Annotated in this window: 10 protein-coding genes and 2 pseudogenes; 1 reads left to right on the forward strand and 11 read right to left on the reverse strand. The window is 64.7% G+C overall.

What is annotated here, in order from left to right:
* Positions 1-9: 9 nt before the first annotated feature.
* Positions 10-3,132: an alpha-amylase family glycosyl hydrolase gene (locus ACS5PJ_RS12395; RefSeq protein ID WP_439435186.1), complete on the reverse strand. Its 3,123-nt coding sequence runs from the start codon at positions 3,130-3,132 to the stop codon at positions 10-12.
* Positions 3,133-3,538: 406 nt separating this feature from the next.
* Between ACS5PJ_RS12395 and ACS5PJ_RS12400 the strand changes: the two genes are divergently transcribed.
* Entirely contained in the window at positions 3,539-4,372 is an 834-nt protein-coding gene (locus ACS5PJ_RS12400; protein WP_439435187.1) for a putative protein N(5)-glutamine methyltransferase, read from the forward strand.
* A 117-nt stretch (positions 4,373-4,489) separates the two neighbouring features.
* Here the strand turns inward: ACS5PJ_RS12400 and ACS5PJ_RS12405 are convergent, their stop codons facing one another.
* The 10 genes and pseudogenes from ACS5PJ_RS12405 to ACS5PJ_RS12450 all read right to left on the reverse strand — a co-directional run bounded on the left by ACS5PJ_RS12405 (position 4,490) and on the right by ACS5PJ_RS12450 (position 14,745).
* Positions 4,490-6,364 (reverse strand): HNH endonuclease signature motif containing protein, encoded by a 1,875-nt coding sequence (locus ACS5PJ_RS12405; RefSeq protein ID WP_439435188.1) that lies wholly within the window; start codon positions 6,362-6,364, stop codon positions 4,490-4,492.
* Between the two features lie 485 nt (positions 6,365-6,849).
* Positions 6,850-7,377, reverse strand: coding sequence for a YtxH domain-containing protein (locus ACS5PJ_RS12410; RefSeq protein ID WP_439435189.1), 528 nt, complete (start codon positions 7,375-7,377; stop codon positions 6,850-6,852).
* 111 nt (positions 7,378-7,488) lie between these two features.
* Positions 7,489-7,755, reverse strand: coding sequence for a GlsB/YeaQ/YmgE family stress response membrane protein (locus ACS5PJ_RS12415; protein ID WP_108599113.1), 267 nt, complete (start codon positions 7,753-7,755; stop codon positions 7,489-7,491).
* Between the two features lie 134 nt (positions 7,756-7,889).
* Entirely contained in the window at positions 7,890-8,723 is an 834-nt protein-coding gene (locus ACS5PJ_RS12420) for an aldo/keto reductase (RefSeq protein ID WP_439435190.1), read from the reverse strand.
* Positions 8,724-8,752: 29 nt separating this feature from the next.
* A complete protein-coding gene (locus ACS5PJ_RS12425) occupies positions 8,753-11,308 on the reverse strand; it encodes a rhamnogalacturonan lyase (protein ID WP_439435191.1) in 2,556 nt (851 codons plus the stop codon).
* Between the two features lie 124 nt (positions 11,309-11,432).
* Positions 11,433-11,558: pseudogene (locus ACS5PJ_RS12430) on the reverse strand (helix-turn-helix domain-containing protein); the annotation flags it as partial.
* A gap of 61 nt (positions 11,559-11,619) precedes the next feature.
* A pseudogene (locus ACS5PJ_RS12435) lies at positions 11,620-11,733 on the reverse strand (DUF2975 domain-containing protein); the annotation flags it as partial.
* 113 nt (positions 11,734-11,846) lie between these two features.
* Positions 11,847-12,878 carry an NAD-dependent epimerase/dehydratase family protein gene (locus tag ACS5PJ_RS12440; RefSeq protein ID WP_439435192.1) on the reverse strand — a complete coding sequence of 344 codons (1,032 nt, stop codon included), beginning with the start codon at positions 12,876-12,878 and terminating at the stop codon, positions 11,847-11,849.
* Positions 12,879-12,898: 20 nt separating this feature from the next.
* Positions 12,899-13,870 carry an aldo/keto reductase gene (locus tag ACS5PJ_RS12445; protein ID WP_439435193.1) on the reverse strand — a complete coding sequence of 324 codons (972 nt, stop codon included), beginning with the start codon at positions 13,868-13,870 and terminating at the stop codon, positions 12,899-12,901.
* A gap of 53 nt (positions 13,871-13,923) precedes the next feature.
* Positions 13,924-14,745: an aldo/keto reductase gene (locus ACS5PJ_RS12450; RefSeq protein WP_439435194.1), complete on the reverse strand. Its 822-nt coding sequence runs from the start codon at positions 14,743-14,745 to the stop codon at positions 13,924-13,926.
* Positions 14,746-14,900 lie beyond the last annotated feature (155 nt).

Consider the following 14,900-nt stretch of genomic DNA (forward strand, 5'->3'; position numbering starts at 1 on the left):
CTCCTCGGGCTAGTCCACCGTGAGCAGGTGGGTGAAGTGGTCGTACCGGAAGGTGACCGCTCCGCCGTCGTGCTTGTAGGTGATGTTGCCGCCGTTGGGCACGCCGTCAGCGCCATAGTTCTCTGTCCAGCCGCGGTTCAGCGCCGCCTTGAACTCATACGTGCCGGCCAACAGGTTCGTCACGGCCAGCTTCCAGACCATGGTTGTCGGGTCCAGGGTCAACTGCGCCTGGTCGCAGGTGGGATCCCATTCGGCGGCACACCCGAGTTCGTCGTCCAGGCTGCCCGCGATGGCCACCGCCCCGGGCTGCTGTGAGGCGTACACGGCGCTGAGGATGTGCGTGCTGTTGTCGTAGCGGAAAGTGACTGGCCCGCCAGGGTGGTCCAGGACGATGTTAGACCCGCCAGGAACTCCGTCCGCGCCATAGTTCACATCCCATTTGCCGTTGAGCGCCGCCTTGTATTCGTACCGCCCGGCGATCAGGTTCACCGTCAGCCGCCAGATGTTGTCCGCAGGATCCAGTGTCATGAACGCCGCTTGGCAGGTCGGGTCCCAGTCATCGGGGCAACCCATCTCCAGGTTCAGGTCGCCGGCAACTGTCACGGAGTCAGGCTGCGGGGCCTCGCCCACAAACACGGTCCGCGGCTCGCTGGTCACGCTGAAGCCGGGTCCGGTCATAGTCGCCCGGTACTGGACCTGCGTGCCATCCGCAAGGTCCAGCGGTTTCAGGTCATCCGTTACCGAGTACACGGGTGAGGAATCATCGGAACCAACACCAGTCCAGGCCCCGCCTGCCACACTGCGTTCGAAGGACACCACGTGGCTTGCCTTTTCGGGGTCCGCGGTGGCGCTCAGCTCCACGGCACCTTCGACGCTGCTGCCCTCCACGGGCTTGTGCAATGTCAGGATGGGGGCGGGAACTGCTGCTGCGCGGGGCCGGCTGGTGGCGGTGTGGCCGCCGTTGTCCAGCACGGTGGCCCGGTATTCGAGGGCGGTTCCGGCGTCCAGCGCCGCCACGTCATGGAACACCTGGTACGGCGCGGTGTCATCGGTGCCGATCGGCTCCCAGCCACCGCCTGCCGTTTTCGCTTCGAAGGTGACCTCATAGAACGAAGCACCGTCGACGTCGGCCGTTATGTTGATCCGGCCGTTGTCGGCGGGTGCGGCGGCAGGTTCCTGCAGCGCGACGGCGGGGGCGGCCTGCGAATGCGGGATGCGGCCCGAGGACTGATAGACCACTGCCGACAGCGGCGGAACGGTAACCGTCAGCTTCCCCTCCTCCGAGGTCTTCGCCTCGGCGGCGCTATCGCCGTAGATCTTCGTGTAGCTGCGCTTGCCGATGTAGGTGGGGACCTCCGCAGTCTGCGGCTGCTCGCTGTTGTTCAGGGCAACGACGTATTCACGCTGGTCCTCGGCATCGGTGCGCGAAAAGGCATAAATTCCGGGTCCTTGGGAGGCGTACCGGTGCTGGTGGGCGCCGTCGCGCAGGGCCGGGTGTTCCTTGGTCAGGGCAGCGAGCTGGCTGATTTTGGAATACAGCGGGTGGGCTGCGTTGAAGTTGTCCGTCTTGTGAGTGGCGTCGGTGCCCAGGAGATTGTCATCGAGGTACTCCGGCACCTTGCTGGCGAAGAGCGTCTGCCGGGCGTCCTGGTCGCCGCCGGGACCGGTGAAGCCCTGCTCATCGCCGTAGTAGATCACCGGATTTCCGCGCGAGAAGTACATCAGCTCGTGGGCCAACTGGTCGCGGGCCACCTGCTCGGCTTCGGTTGCTCCGGGGTTGTCCGCGGCGATGAAGCTGCCGATGCGGCCCATGTCGTGGTTTCCCAGGAACGTGGGGAGTTGGTAGACGTTGGAATCGGCGTCGGTGTACCAGTCGTCAGTGGCGAAGAACGTCTCCAGCGCGCGGGTGTCCTGGCCCTTGGAGGCGAAGTTGCGGGCGGCATCCTGGAACGGGAAGTCCAGCACGGCCTGCATCTCGTTCCGGGTGGTGAACTGCGACGTGAAGCTCTTCGTGGTGTCAAAGACCTCGCCGAACATAAAGAACTCGTCTTTGCCCTGTTCATGGGCGTAGTTGAGGACCTTGGGGCCGAACTCCTGCCAGAACTCGTTGTTGACGTGCTTCATGGTGTCGATCCGGAAGCCGTCCACGCCGAAGTCGCGGATCCAGGTTTCATAGATGTCCTCCATGCCCTTCACCACAGTGGGGTGCTCGGTGAAGAGATCGTCAAGGCCGAAGAAGTCGCCGTAGTAGGAGTCCTCGCCCACAAAGGTGGTGTCGCCGCGGTTATGGTAAAGCTCCGTGTTGTTCAGCCAGCTTGGAACCTTCAGTTCTTTTTCGTCTGGTTGCAGCACGGGTATGTAGGGAAAGGACGTCGCGGGGTCGAGTTTGGGGAAGGCCTTCGAGCCCGCGAAGTCACGGTCGTCGAACTCTGCCCCGGCCGCTGTCTTGTAGGGAACGGCGTCCTTGGATGTGTAGGGGCGGCGTGCCCCGACCCCTTTGCTGTCTTCGTAGCCGATGACGTCTGCCGTGTGGTTGGTGATGATGTCGAAGTACACCTTCATGCCGCGCGAGTGGGCCTCGTCAATGAGGGCCTGCAGTTCGGCGTTGGTACCGAGGTGGGGATCGATCTGGGTAAAGTCGGTGACCCAGTAGCCGTGGTAGCCGGCCGACTTGTCCTCCACCTGCACAGCCTTGTTCTTGAAGCTGGGGGTCAGCCAGATGGACGTGGTGCCCAGGCCCTGGATGTAGTCGATTTTGTCCAGCAGCCCGGCCAGGTCGCCGCCGTTGTAGAAGCCCTTCTTGGTGGGATCGAAACCGGACACCATCGGGTCGGCCGCCAGGCCGCCGAGGTCATTGGCTTTGTCCCCGTTGCTGAACCGGTCCGCCATAACAAAGTAGAAGTTCTCGTCGGTGACCGGAGCGCGAAGCGAGTGGCTGGCAGCCGACGACGGCGTTCCCGGGCTTTTCGGGTCGGGTGCAGCCTGCGCGGGGAGAACCGCGGTTGCGGCAGCGACGGCCGCTGCGATGATGCCGGCGCCGGCGCGGAGGAGGGGCGCGCGCTTGGATGCCCGCTTGGTGCGGGTGGCTGGTTGGAGGCTTGGGGTGGAGCCCGTGAGAGTGCGGTTTTTCACGTCAGGAGAGACCTTCCTGGTAGCGGCGTTGCTGTGCAGGCTGCATTTTGTTTCGGTTGGGAGCGAAGATGGCTGTTGGGCCAGGTGGTGGTTGGGGGCTGACTCGGTGTTCCGGGCAATCAGCGACCGCCCTATGTGAACCACGTCACACCGTAAACGCTTGCATGGAATAAATCCAGTCTTTTGACTTCGGTCGCCAGCGGCTATTCTGGGGCGCCAGTGGGTGCACGCGGGCTGGCCGGGAGCGTCGGTTAGCATGGAGTTTCCAGCTACTTCGGGAGGACTGTTGGTCCGTATTCAGGTAGTCCCTGCGGAAGCTGATTCCCTCTGCTGATGGGACCGGCTGTTGGACCTGCAAGCAGGGGGTATCACCGGGTGCGGGACGGCTCACCGAGAGGGCGTTCCCATGCCGGCCAGTGAATCGCGGCCAGCTTCCCTCGATGACATCTGTGCCCGGCTTCGGTCCGCTGGGTGTGTCTTTGCGGAGGAGGAAGCCCAGCTCCTCCTGTCCGCGGCATCCAGCGCCGCCGAACTCGCTTCTTCCGTGGATCGACGCGTCGCCGGCTACCCGCTGGAGCATGTTCTGGGTTGGGCAAGCTTTTCCGGACTGCGAATTGAGTTGGATGCGGGCGTTTTTGTTCCCCGCGTCCGCACCGAACTCGTAGTCAACGAGGCCGTCGCCCTACTGCAGGCTGACCGCGCACTGGCGGGCTGCGAAGGGGAGTCGCCCGCCGTCGTCGTGGATCTTTGCTGTGGGTCCGGTGCAGTTGGCACAGCAATCGCCGCACGGATTCCGGGAATTGAACTGCATGCCACAGACGTGGACCCCGCCGCCCTTGACTGTGCGCGGCGCAACCTTTCCCCCGTGGGTGGCACGGTCCACGCGGGCGATCTTTTCGATGCCCTGCCGGCCGCCCTTAGGGGGAAGATCCGGGTCTTGGCGGTAAATGCCCCCTATGTTCCGACCGGTGCGATAAACACCATGCCCCAGGAAGCCCGCCTGTACGAAAAACGAGCGTCGCTTGACGGCGGACCGGACGGCCTTGATTTCCACCGTCGCATAGCTGCGGGGGCGCCGGAATGGCTACTCCCGGGTGGGAGCATCATCATCGAAACGAGCCAAAGTCAGGCTGCTCAGACGGCCGACATCATGGCCGGCACGGGACTGGCTGTCCGGATAGTCCGCTCTGATGAGCTCGACGGCACAGTGGTTGTTTGCCATGGTCGTCCGCCTGCCTGATCAACTCAGGGTCTGCCTGATTAACCCCAGACCTACTTGGCCCGGACTCTTCACCCGCAGGTCCTAATCGTGTGTTACCCGCAGATCTGGCGTGTTTGTACTGTTCTCGTTTGAGCTTCATTCGCGTTGTGGTGGGGGTGGTGGTTTGAAGTAGTGGTTTTGTTGGGGTTTTTGGGTGGGGTCGATGTGGGGTGGGGGTGTGAACCAGGGGGTGCCTTGGTGGGTGGTGATGGTCCATTGTTCTTTGTGGATGAGGTGGTGGTGGTGTGAGCAGAGGAGTGCGCCGTTGTTGGTGTTGGTGGGGCCGTTGTGGGACCAGTAGGTGATGTGGTGGGCTTCGCACCAGGGGGCGGGGATGGTGCAGTTGGGGAAGGTGCAGCCTTGGTCGCGGGCGGTGAGGGCGAGTCGTTGGGCGGTGGTGAAGAGGCGTGTTTTGCGGCCGAGGTCCAGGATTTCGCTGTGGGTGCCGAGGAGGGCGGGGATGATGTCGGCGTCGCAGGCGAGTTTGCGCAGGGTGGCGGCGGCGACGGGCCCGGTGAAGGCGTAGTTCCCGGTCCCGTCCTTTGGTTCTCCCGTCCCGTTGGTTGGTTCTCCGGTGCCGGTGCCGGTGGTGGTGGTGTGGGTGCTGTGGTGTGGGGGGAGGAGGTCCTGGTAGTGGATGGTGGCGAGGATTTGGGGCCGGTTTCCGCCGGTGGTGGGCAGGGCGTTGGTGCGTAGTGCTGCTTTGACGGCGCCGATGATGCCGTCGAGTTGTTTTTGGGAGCGGGTGCGCCGGTCCAGGTCCATGTCGGGGCCCGGGCCCGGGTCCGCCCAGCCGTCCTGGCCGGCGCCGCCGCCGATGTCCCCGTCAATGCGGCCGCCGCTGCTGGCGCCGGTACTGCTGGTGGTGGGTGTGGTGGTGCGGGGGTTGGTGGCAGCGTTCATGGCGGCGAGGAGTGGTTCGTATTGGTCGGTGGTGGCGAAGATTTCGAGGTGGTGCAGGCCGTGGCGGGGTTTGCGGATGAACGCGCCCTGGGTGTGGCGGAGGGCTTCTTCGCTGGGTTCGGTGCCGTCGGCATCGAGGGTGTCTGACCAGCGGCGGGCGACGCGGGCGAGGAAGTCCGGGTCTGCGGTGGCGGCGGTGCGGGTGAGGTCGGTCTCGATCAGGGTGAGGGTTTCGGGGGTGGTGCGGTGTTGGAGCCGGTCCAGGGTGAGGCTGATGATGGTCCCGGCCCGGGAGGACACGGCAGGGCAGGCCAGCGCGGGGCCTGAGGCGCCGTCTGCGGCGTCGTCGGAGTCGGGGCCGGCGGTGGGGGTGAGTCCTGCTGCGAGGTGTTCCCTGGGTGGTGGGGTGGTGTCGCCGGTGAGGGTGGTGGCGGGCAGCACGGCGTGGGCGAGGTGGAGCCGGCGGTGGGCTTCGCTCTTGCCGATCCGGAGCCGGACCCGGAGGAACTCGGCGGTGTTCGCGCACCCGTCGTCCGCGGGCGAGGACAGAACAGACGGCGCGGGACCGCTGGGAATAGCCTCGGTGGTGGCCGCAGGGGTGGTTTCGGGGCTGGTGGGTGCGGGTCCGGCGGGCCAGGTGGTGTCGGTTTCGTTCAGGGTTTCGGTGCCGTTGTCCCAGCCGGTGACCCATCCCCGGCCGGGGTTGGTGCGGGCGGTTGCGGCGGCGGTGATGGCCTGGCTGCGGGTCCTGTCCACGGTCCCTGCGGCGAGGATCTGCAGGTACTCCACGGTCCGGGAGATGTTCTCCACGGTGCCGGCGAAATCGGCGGCCTCAGCGTAGCTGGCCATCGCGAGCCGGTCGGACGCTGCGGCGGCGACGGCGTTCGCCGCGGCCAGCAACGCCGCGAGCCCCGCGCCGGGGGCCATCCCATCGGTGGAAGCGCCCCCAGAAGCGCACCCAAGGGTGGAAGCGCCCCCAACAGGCGGATCCACAACAGGCGGGGCCGCGCGCGTCAGCACGGCGGTGCTGCCGCCGGACTCCGTGAGCTGATCCCCAAAAGCTTCCATGGAAACAGTCTTCCCGGAGGGTACGACATTATTGCCGGCGTCGACCGCCCCGCGACTGGAAGCGCCCCCAACAGGCGGGACGGCGCGCGTCAGCACTGCGGTATTGCCGCTGGACTCCGCGAGCTGATCCCCAAGAGCTTCCATGGGAACAGTCTGCCGGGAGGGTCTGACATTTTTGCCGGCGTCGGCCATCCCAACAGTCAAAGGGCCCCCATCGGTGGAAGCGCCCCCAGCAGGCGGATAGGCAATAGGCGGAGCAGGCGCGTCAGCGCGGCGGTGCTGACCCATGGGAGTCCAGATTGCTGTTCGGGCGGAGCGGCCAGCATTCCAGGCGACTGCGCTGAAAATACGCTTAAAACGCTGCCGGCCGCCGCGTCCCCCAAGGATCGCGACGGCCAGCAAGGTCAAATAGTTTTAGCACAGTTCCGCCCTGACCTCAGTGTCAAGTGGCGGCCCTGCGTAACGTTCCGGTCAGCAACCCGGAATCAGTCCCTCCGGGGGTCCACATTCGTGGCTGCCCCGGCGGGCGTGGCTCCACCTTCGTCGGACCAGTCCTGGCCGTGGGTGTCATTGAGGGCAGGATCGGATTCGACATCCGAAGTCCCCAGATTCACCGTTTCCGGGTGCGTGCTGTGGGCCGGGATGTGATCCCCTGCACCGGCAACACCACCAGCTCCGGCAACCCCGGCTGTGGCGGTGACGCCCGAGCTGCCGGTACCGCCGGACGACATGCCGGCGTCGGACGTCTTGCCCTTGCCCTGCGTGGTGTCGTGGTGGACGGCAGATCCTATAACCGTGCCGGCGCGCCGTGCGGCCTCACCCAGTTGGTCGGCCAGATCGGGAGCCTTTTCCTTGATGGCCTCCGTGGCCGCAGTGACCTTGTCCTGAACAGGTTTGCTGTCCCAGATGCCTGCCGCCCTGGTCTTGAGCTTTTCGTACGCTGCACGGCCGGACCGCGAACCCAGCACATAGCCTGCCGCAACCCCGATACCCAAAAGAAGTTTGTTTTTCATGATGAACTCCTGCTCCGTGAGAAGGTTTTCAGTCCTGGCCTACTGGCCGGGAGAATAGAAAACCGGCCCGGGGATTTTGTCCCCAGGCCGGTTTCCTGGCGCGCGTCGCAATTAGCTGCGGACGCCACGCTTGGTGATCATGCCGTAAACGAGAAGCACGATGAGGGCGCCGCCGATGGCGAGCAGCCACGTCTGCAGGGAGAAGAACTCCTGCAGGCCGGTGCCGAAAATCATTCCACCGATCCAGCCGCCGAGCAGTGCTCCAACAACGCCGAGTACGAGGGTGATGATCCAGCCGCCACCCTGCTTACCCGGAAGGATCGCCTTAGCGATCGCGCCAGCGATAAGGCCGAGAATCAGAAATGCAAGAAATCCCATTTTTACGTTCCTCTTCCTAAGTAAAGGAGGTTCCCGGATCCCGGGGACGCTTAATCCTTCTGTCCTAATAGTAATCATGCTTACTATCGGTTTGCCAACCCCGCCCGTTATAAAAAGGCCACGTCAGGGACGTTTCAGTGCCCCGTGCGGTCGGAATCGTTGCCAGCGCCGGGACCCTCGTCAAGGACGGCGATTTCCGCTAGATCAAGCGGATCCAGGGCGAAGTCGAAGACATCCATATTCTCCCTCATCCGCTCCGGATCTCCGGACTTGGGAATCGTTACAAGACCCTGCTGAATATGCCACCGCAGCACCACTTGGGCAGGCGTTTTATCGTACTTTTCACCCAGCTGGACAAGGATGGGAGCGCTCAAAAGGTTACCCCCTGCGCCTCCCAGCGGACTGTAGGACTCCGTGACAATGCCGAGCCTGGTATGGAACTCCCGCTCTGCAGCCCTGGTGATGGCAGGGCTGAGCTGGATCTGGTTCACGGCCGGAACCACGTCCGTCTCCGCCAGCAGGCGCTCCAGGTGCTCAGGTTTGAAATTGGACACCCCGATTGACCGGACTTTTCCCTCCGCCTGCAGCCGCTCGAACGTTTTCCACGTGGAGATGTACTCGTCACGCTGGGGGAGCGGCCAGTGGATCAGCAAGAGGTCCACATAGTCCAGCCCCATGCGCTCGAGCGAACCGTCCAGCCCTTCAGCTGCGCGGTCGTTGCCCTGGAACTGGCCGTCCAGTTTGGTGGTGACGAAAAGTTCGCCACGATCCACCCCGCTGGCCCTGATCCCGTCTCCCACGCCTTTTTCGTTGCCGTATTTCACTGCGGTGTCGATGTGCCGGTACCCGGCTTCTGCGGCGCGTACGACGGCGGCAGCCACCTGTTCATCGTCCAGCGGCCAGGTGCCAAGACCCAGTTGCGGGATGCTGTAACCGTCATTGAGCTTGACCAGCGGTGCGAGTGTCATCTCCCCAGTCTCTCCTGCTTTCGGCCTTCCTAGCCCTCGAATGCCCGGCGAATATTGCCGGCCTGGTAATCGAGCACGGTCCGCGCAAGGTCAGACACCTGGTCGGGGTTCTTTTGCTGTTCAAGGAACTCCACGAAGCGTGCGATTGCCTGCCCCGCCTTGGAGGCATCGCCGTCGGACACGGCCTTCGCGGCCTGCTGCACGCTGGCTTCCAGCTGTTGGGCCACCGGCCCCGACACCCCACCGGACTCAACCAGATCCTCGAGGGTCTGCTGGAGCGCCTTGACGCTGCCCGGGAGCCACGCAGCGCGCAGGGGCACGTCAGTGAAGTCCATATCGGAGGCGAAGTAGAAGTCCGTATAAGAAGGCTGGTTGTAGGTGGTGTTCTGCCGCGCAACTTCCGCACGGTACTGCGGATCGTGCATGAGCGTGTAGAGCTTGTGGTTGGTCACTTCGGTGCTCATGTACATGCGGAGGGCCGAGCTGTCAGCCGTCCGGACGAGCATTTCTTCGCGCCAGTCACCCACGACGTCGGCCACGAGGCTCGGCGTGCCCTTGGTGCCGTTGTTGGTGCGCGTGCCCGTCGCGGTCAGAAGCCGGCCGCCCTTCCAGTCATCGATGGTGGGTGTCTGTTCCTGGGAGCCATTGACGATCTGCGTGGTCATGTCCGCAGCCCACTTGATGCTCATGTTGGTGCCGGGTGAAGTGGCGGAGAGCTTGTCGCCGTCGGCCGACTGCATCCCGATAGCCCAGTTCTCGAGGCCGGGGACGGCCGGGTCCACGTCGCCGATCATGCCGCGGCCGGTGTCCTTGCCTGAGTAGGCGCCGAACAGTACCTCCCCAGTGGCGGCGTCGCGCATCGCGTAGCCATAGGGAGCGTAGGTGGCGCCTTCGTGGACCGTGAAGATTTCCTTGCCGGGGCGGTTTGGATCGATGTCGGTGACATGCATGGCGTCGCCGTGGCCCAGCCTGGCCTCCGTGCCGGGAGCGGCACTGGCTGGCGGCAGGGTGTCGAACGAGCTGTACAGCAGCGAGCCGTCGTCGTCGATGGTGGCCGAACCGTAGACAATCTCCTGCTTGCCGTCGCCGTCCACATCGGAGGCGCTCAACGAATGGAAGCCCTGGGTAGTGAGCTTGCCGTATACAGGATCCGTGCCGTCGCGGCCGTGCGGAGAGTCGTTGAACGGGTTGGTCATCGGCGCCCAGCCGGAGTCCACGTTCCAGACGGGGGAAAGGTTGGCGCCGTCCCAGGTGTAGGTGGCCAGCGTTGTGCGGGTGTAGTAGCCACGGGCAAACACCGCCGCCGGCTTCTTGCCGTCGAGGTACGCGACCCCGGCCAGGAACCTGTCCACCCGGTTGCCGGGTTCAATCCGGGCCATGGCGTAGTCGCCCCACATCAGGCCGTCGTCGTGCCTGCCGGGCTCGTACGCCACAGTCTTCAGTTCCTTGCCCGTGGCACCCTCGAACACCGTCAGGTATTCCGGGCCGGAGACGATGAAGCCTTCAAAAGCGCGCAGGTTGTTCCGGGCACTGCGTGAGGGCGCATAGACGTCCATGAAGTAGCTGGCCACCGCTTCGGCATCGGTCCGGGACAGCGGGTACTGGTACTTCGGGGCGATGCCGAAGGCTTCCTCCAGTGTGGCGGGCCAGTTGCCCGCCTTCACCTCCGGGTGATCGCTCCAGCCCTGGAAGGTGTCCACCATGTGCTGGTAGTAGTCGGCCGCGCTCATCCGGTAGTCATCGGAGTTGGCGAAGCCCGAGTCCAGGTCCGACTGCAGCATGGAGATGAAGGACTCGCCCGCCACCGACCCGTCCGGGTTGTAGGAGATCGTCTTGGTCCCCGGCGCCGTCTTGAACATCATCTCCGCACGTCCGTCGCCGTCGAAGTCGTTCACCAGCATCTGGGTGTAGTGCGCGCCCGAACGGATATTGACGCCCAGGTCGATGCGGTGCAGCAGGGTGCCGTCGGCCTTGTAGGTGTCCACGTAGGTGTTTCCCGTGTAGCCCACCTGGGAGACGTCCTTGGAGTTGTTCGGATCCCACTTGACCACGAACTCGTACTGGCCGTCGCCGTCCACATCGCCCACCGAAGTGTCATTGGCCGAGTAGGTGTACGCCTGGCCGGCGGGGGTGACGCCGTCGGCCGGCTTCTTCAGCGGAATGTCCTTGAAGTTTCCGCCCCAGGAAGTGGCCGTGGCGCTCCGGTCCAGTTCAACGCCGTCGACGACGGCACGAACGTCATAGGCCGACGAGGCCGTTCCGGCGGGGTCAAGGAAGTTGGTGCTGTCCGTGACGGTGGCGAGTTTCTGACCGTCCCGGTAGACGTTGAAGTCGGTGCCGGTGAGGCCGGTTGCCGTGGAGCCCGTTGCCTCATGGCCGAGGAGGCGCCAGCTCAGGAATACACCTTCGGACGTGCCCGCAGCGACAAGTCCGCGGTCCAGATAGTCCAGCTGTACGCCCGGAGCGCCGGGCTTGAGGGATGGCCCGACGGCGATTGCCGGGGTGGTGAGGCAGCCAACGGTCAGTGCCAGGCCGGCTACGGCAGCCACCGAGAGGTGGCGCACGGATTTCCTACTCGGATTCATCAGTGAATCCTTTCAATTTTGGATTGGGAAAACGCTTCCCCAGTAACCTAGCGGGGGCAGGGGGCACAATCAAGCCCTTGCGCCGGGTCCGGAAAGACGGTATTTAGAACGTTGTAGAGAAAGTTCAGGCCGTGGTGTCATCCGCCTCAGGCTCCCACCGCAGCAGGTCGCCGGGCTGGCACTCAAGGACGTCGCACAGCGCCTCCAGCGTGGTGAAGCGCACGGCTTTGGCGCGGCCGTTCTTGAGCAATCAGCAGCGACGCGCCGCAGATCAGCAGGACCAGGCCCGGCGCGGCATCGCCCGGTGCGAGTATCACTGCCAGGGCGAAAACCCTCACCGACGCGGCCGCCACGGCCCAGAAGATGATGTTCACGTACCGGAAGGCGCCGTGCGAGAAGACCGTGTTCCTCCACGCCAGCGTCAGGAGGCGGCCAGACGCATACGACTATCCGCACCCGGACAAAGAGCGAGCCGGCAATTTGGCCGCTCCGAAGCCCGGAAACGACGCGGCGCCACGTGCAATCACTCCCCGCGCCGTCAGCCGGTACGCCGCGCCCACTTAACCAGGCGGTCGCTCAGGTCCATGAACTTCCCGTCCACCACCTGCAGGTCAGGGTGGGCGTCGTGCCACTGAACGACCTCCCGGGCGCCGTCCGCGAACGGGATGCTGGCTGCGTACCCAGGCACCAGCGTCTTGATCTTGGCGTTGTCGAACACCACCGAGTGGGATCTGTCGCCCAGCAGGCCGGGTCCCAGCTCGGGAATGCTGCCGGCATTCTGTGCAGCGATGGTCTCCGACGCCACGTGGACCAGTTCAGGCTCGGGAACACCGGCAGCCCGGGCAAACAGCCGGTAGATCTGGTTCCACGGAAGATACTCATCGGAGGTGATGGTGTAGCTCTCGCCGACTGCCTGGGGCCTGCCGAGGAGTCCGGCAAATGCCTTCGCGAAGTCCCTGCTGTGCGTCACCGTCCACAGCGAGGTGCCATCGCCGTGCACCACCACCGGCGCTCCGGTGCGCATCCGGTGGATGTCTGTCCAGCCTCCCAGCATGGCGATCCTGGTGCGGTCGTAAGTATGGGAGGGCTGCACCACTGTGACCGGAAAGTCCTCCGAACGGTACGCCTCGAACAGCAGGTCCTCGCAGGCGATCTTGTTGCGCGAATACTGCCAGAAGGGGTTCTTCAAAGGCGTGGATTCCAGGATCGGCAGCCGGGTTGGCGGCTTCTGGTACGCCGACGCGGAACTGATGAACACATACTGTCCGGTCCGGCCGCGGAAAAGGTCCACGCTGGCGCGGGCCTGGTCCGGCGTGAAGGCAATAAAGTCCGCGACGGCGTCGAATTCCCGTCCGCCCAGCACCTCGCGCACCGCGGCCGGGTCACGGATGTCCGCGTGCAGGACCTCGGCACCTTCCGGCACGGGCCGGCCCGAAGACTGCCCCCGGTTGAGGATAGTCAGCCGGTGTCCCAGCGCGACGGCGTGATCTGCTGCCGCCGCGCTGATGGTGCCGGTACCGCCGATGAACAGGATGCTCCTCGGCGCCACCGTGTCTTCAGGGACAGTCACCGACCGGGACGTGAGCGGATTTACCACGAGTAGTCTTCCGGGGCGGTGCGGTGCCCCGGGAAGATGTCATCGAGCCGCTTGAGCGCATCGGCGTCGAGCGTGACATCCAGAGCCCGGATGGCGGCGTCGAGCTGTTCCTGCGTCCGCGGGCCCACGATCGGCGCCGTGACCGCTGGCTGGTGCAGCAGCCACGCGAGGGCGACGTCGCCGGGTGCGTGGCCCAGTTCGTCCGCAAAATCCTCGTACTGCTGGATCTGGTCCTGGTGCTTCTTCAGCGTTTCGAGCGCCCGGCCCTCGGTGCGGCGGACGCCCTGTTCCTGCTTCTTCAGCACGCCGCCCAGGAGTCCGCCCTGCAGCGGTGACCAGGGGATGAGTCCCAGGCCGTACTGCTGGGCCGACGGGATGACCTCAAGTTCCACCTCGCGGCGGAAGAGGTTGTAGATGGACTGTTCGCTGACCAGGCCCGTGTAGTTCCGCCGCCGGGCAGCTTCCTGTGCCTGTGCGATGTGCCAGCCCGCGAAGTTGCTGCTGCCGGAGTACAGGATTTTCCCCTGCTGGACGGCTACCTCGATGGCCTGCCAGATTTCATCCCAGGGGGTGTCGCGGTCGATGTGGTGGAACTGGTAGACGTCGATGTAGTCGGTCTGCAGTCGCTTCAGGCTGGCATCCAGGGCCCTGCGGATGTTCAAAGCGGAAAGCTTTGATTCGTTGGGACGGTCGGTCATGGTGCCGTACAGCTTGGTGGCCAGGACGGTCCGTTCGCGCCGCTCGCCGCCCTGGGCGAACCAGCGGCCAAGGATCTCTTCGGTCCAGCCGCGGTGCCCGGTGCCGCCATACACGTTGGCGGTATCAAAGAAGTTGATGCCGGAATCCAGGGCGGAGTCCATGATCGCGTGGGCGTCTGCCTCCTCGGTCTGGGGGCCGAAATTCATGGTGCCGAGGCAGAGGCGGGAGACCTTCAGGCCGGAGCGGCCAAGGTGGGTGTACTGCATGTGTGGATCCTTCGGGTTGATGGGGGCTTGCCGGTGTGGCTTCCCGGCAGGGTCTAGAGCTGTGTAAACGAAGCGACGGCGGGATCGGAACCTATGCGGGCGCCGGACTCAAGGGCGGTGATGGAGGCGAGTTCGTCGTCGCTGAGTGTCAGGGACGAGGCAGCCAGGTTCTCCCGCATCCGCGATGAATCGGCCGATTTGGGGATGACGATGTTGCCGGCGGCAAGATGCCAGGCGAGGACAACCTGCGCGGTGGTGGCGCCGTGGGCCTGGGCGATCGCCGTCACGGCGCGGCCATTGAGGTCCCCGCCCTGGCCCAGCGGACTGTAGGCCTCCACCTCGATACCCAGGGCGCGGCACTTCGCCGAAAGTTCGGCCTGCTGGTAGCTGGGGTGCAGTTCAATCTGGTTGACGGCGGGAACAACTTCGGCGGAGGCCAGCAGCGTATCCACGTGATCGGCCAGGAAGTTCGATACGCCGATGGCGCGGATCTCCTTGTTGGCATAAAGGCGCTCCATCTCCTTCCAGGCCTGGACGAACAGGCCCTGGGACGGGACGGGCCAGTGGATGAGGTACAGGTCAACGAAGTCCAGGCCCAGTGCTTTGCGGCTGTTCTGGAATGCCTCCTGCGCCCGGCCCTGCTCGCCGTTGCGGAGTTTCGTGGTGATGAAGAGTTCTTCCCGCGGAATCCCGGCGGCGGCGATGGCAGCACCCACTCCGGCTTCATTGCGGTACGCGGCGGCCGTGTCGATGTGGCGGTAGCCGGCCTCCAGGGCATCTTCAACGATCCGCTGGGTGTCTTCCGGCGGAACCTGGAAGACTCCGAAACCCAGCTGGGGGATGGTGACGCCGTTGTTCAGGGTCAGCTCTGACATGATGTGGCTCCTTTGCTGCGGGTAGTGCCTACGCTGGGGGTTGCCGGGAAAACGCTTTCGGTCAAGGCCCACAACGAGCCTATGCACTTTGGGGCCGATAGTCAGCCCTTGACCCTGTGCCTGTTTGTCCTAGGACTGGCAGTCCTACCTTCGTT

It is taken from the genome of Pseudarthrobacter cremeus, assembly GCF_051857465.1.
In the GTDB taxonomy this organism is placed as follows: domain Bacteria; phylum Actinomycetota; class Actinomycetes; order Actinomycetales; family Micrococcaceae; genus Arthrobacter.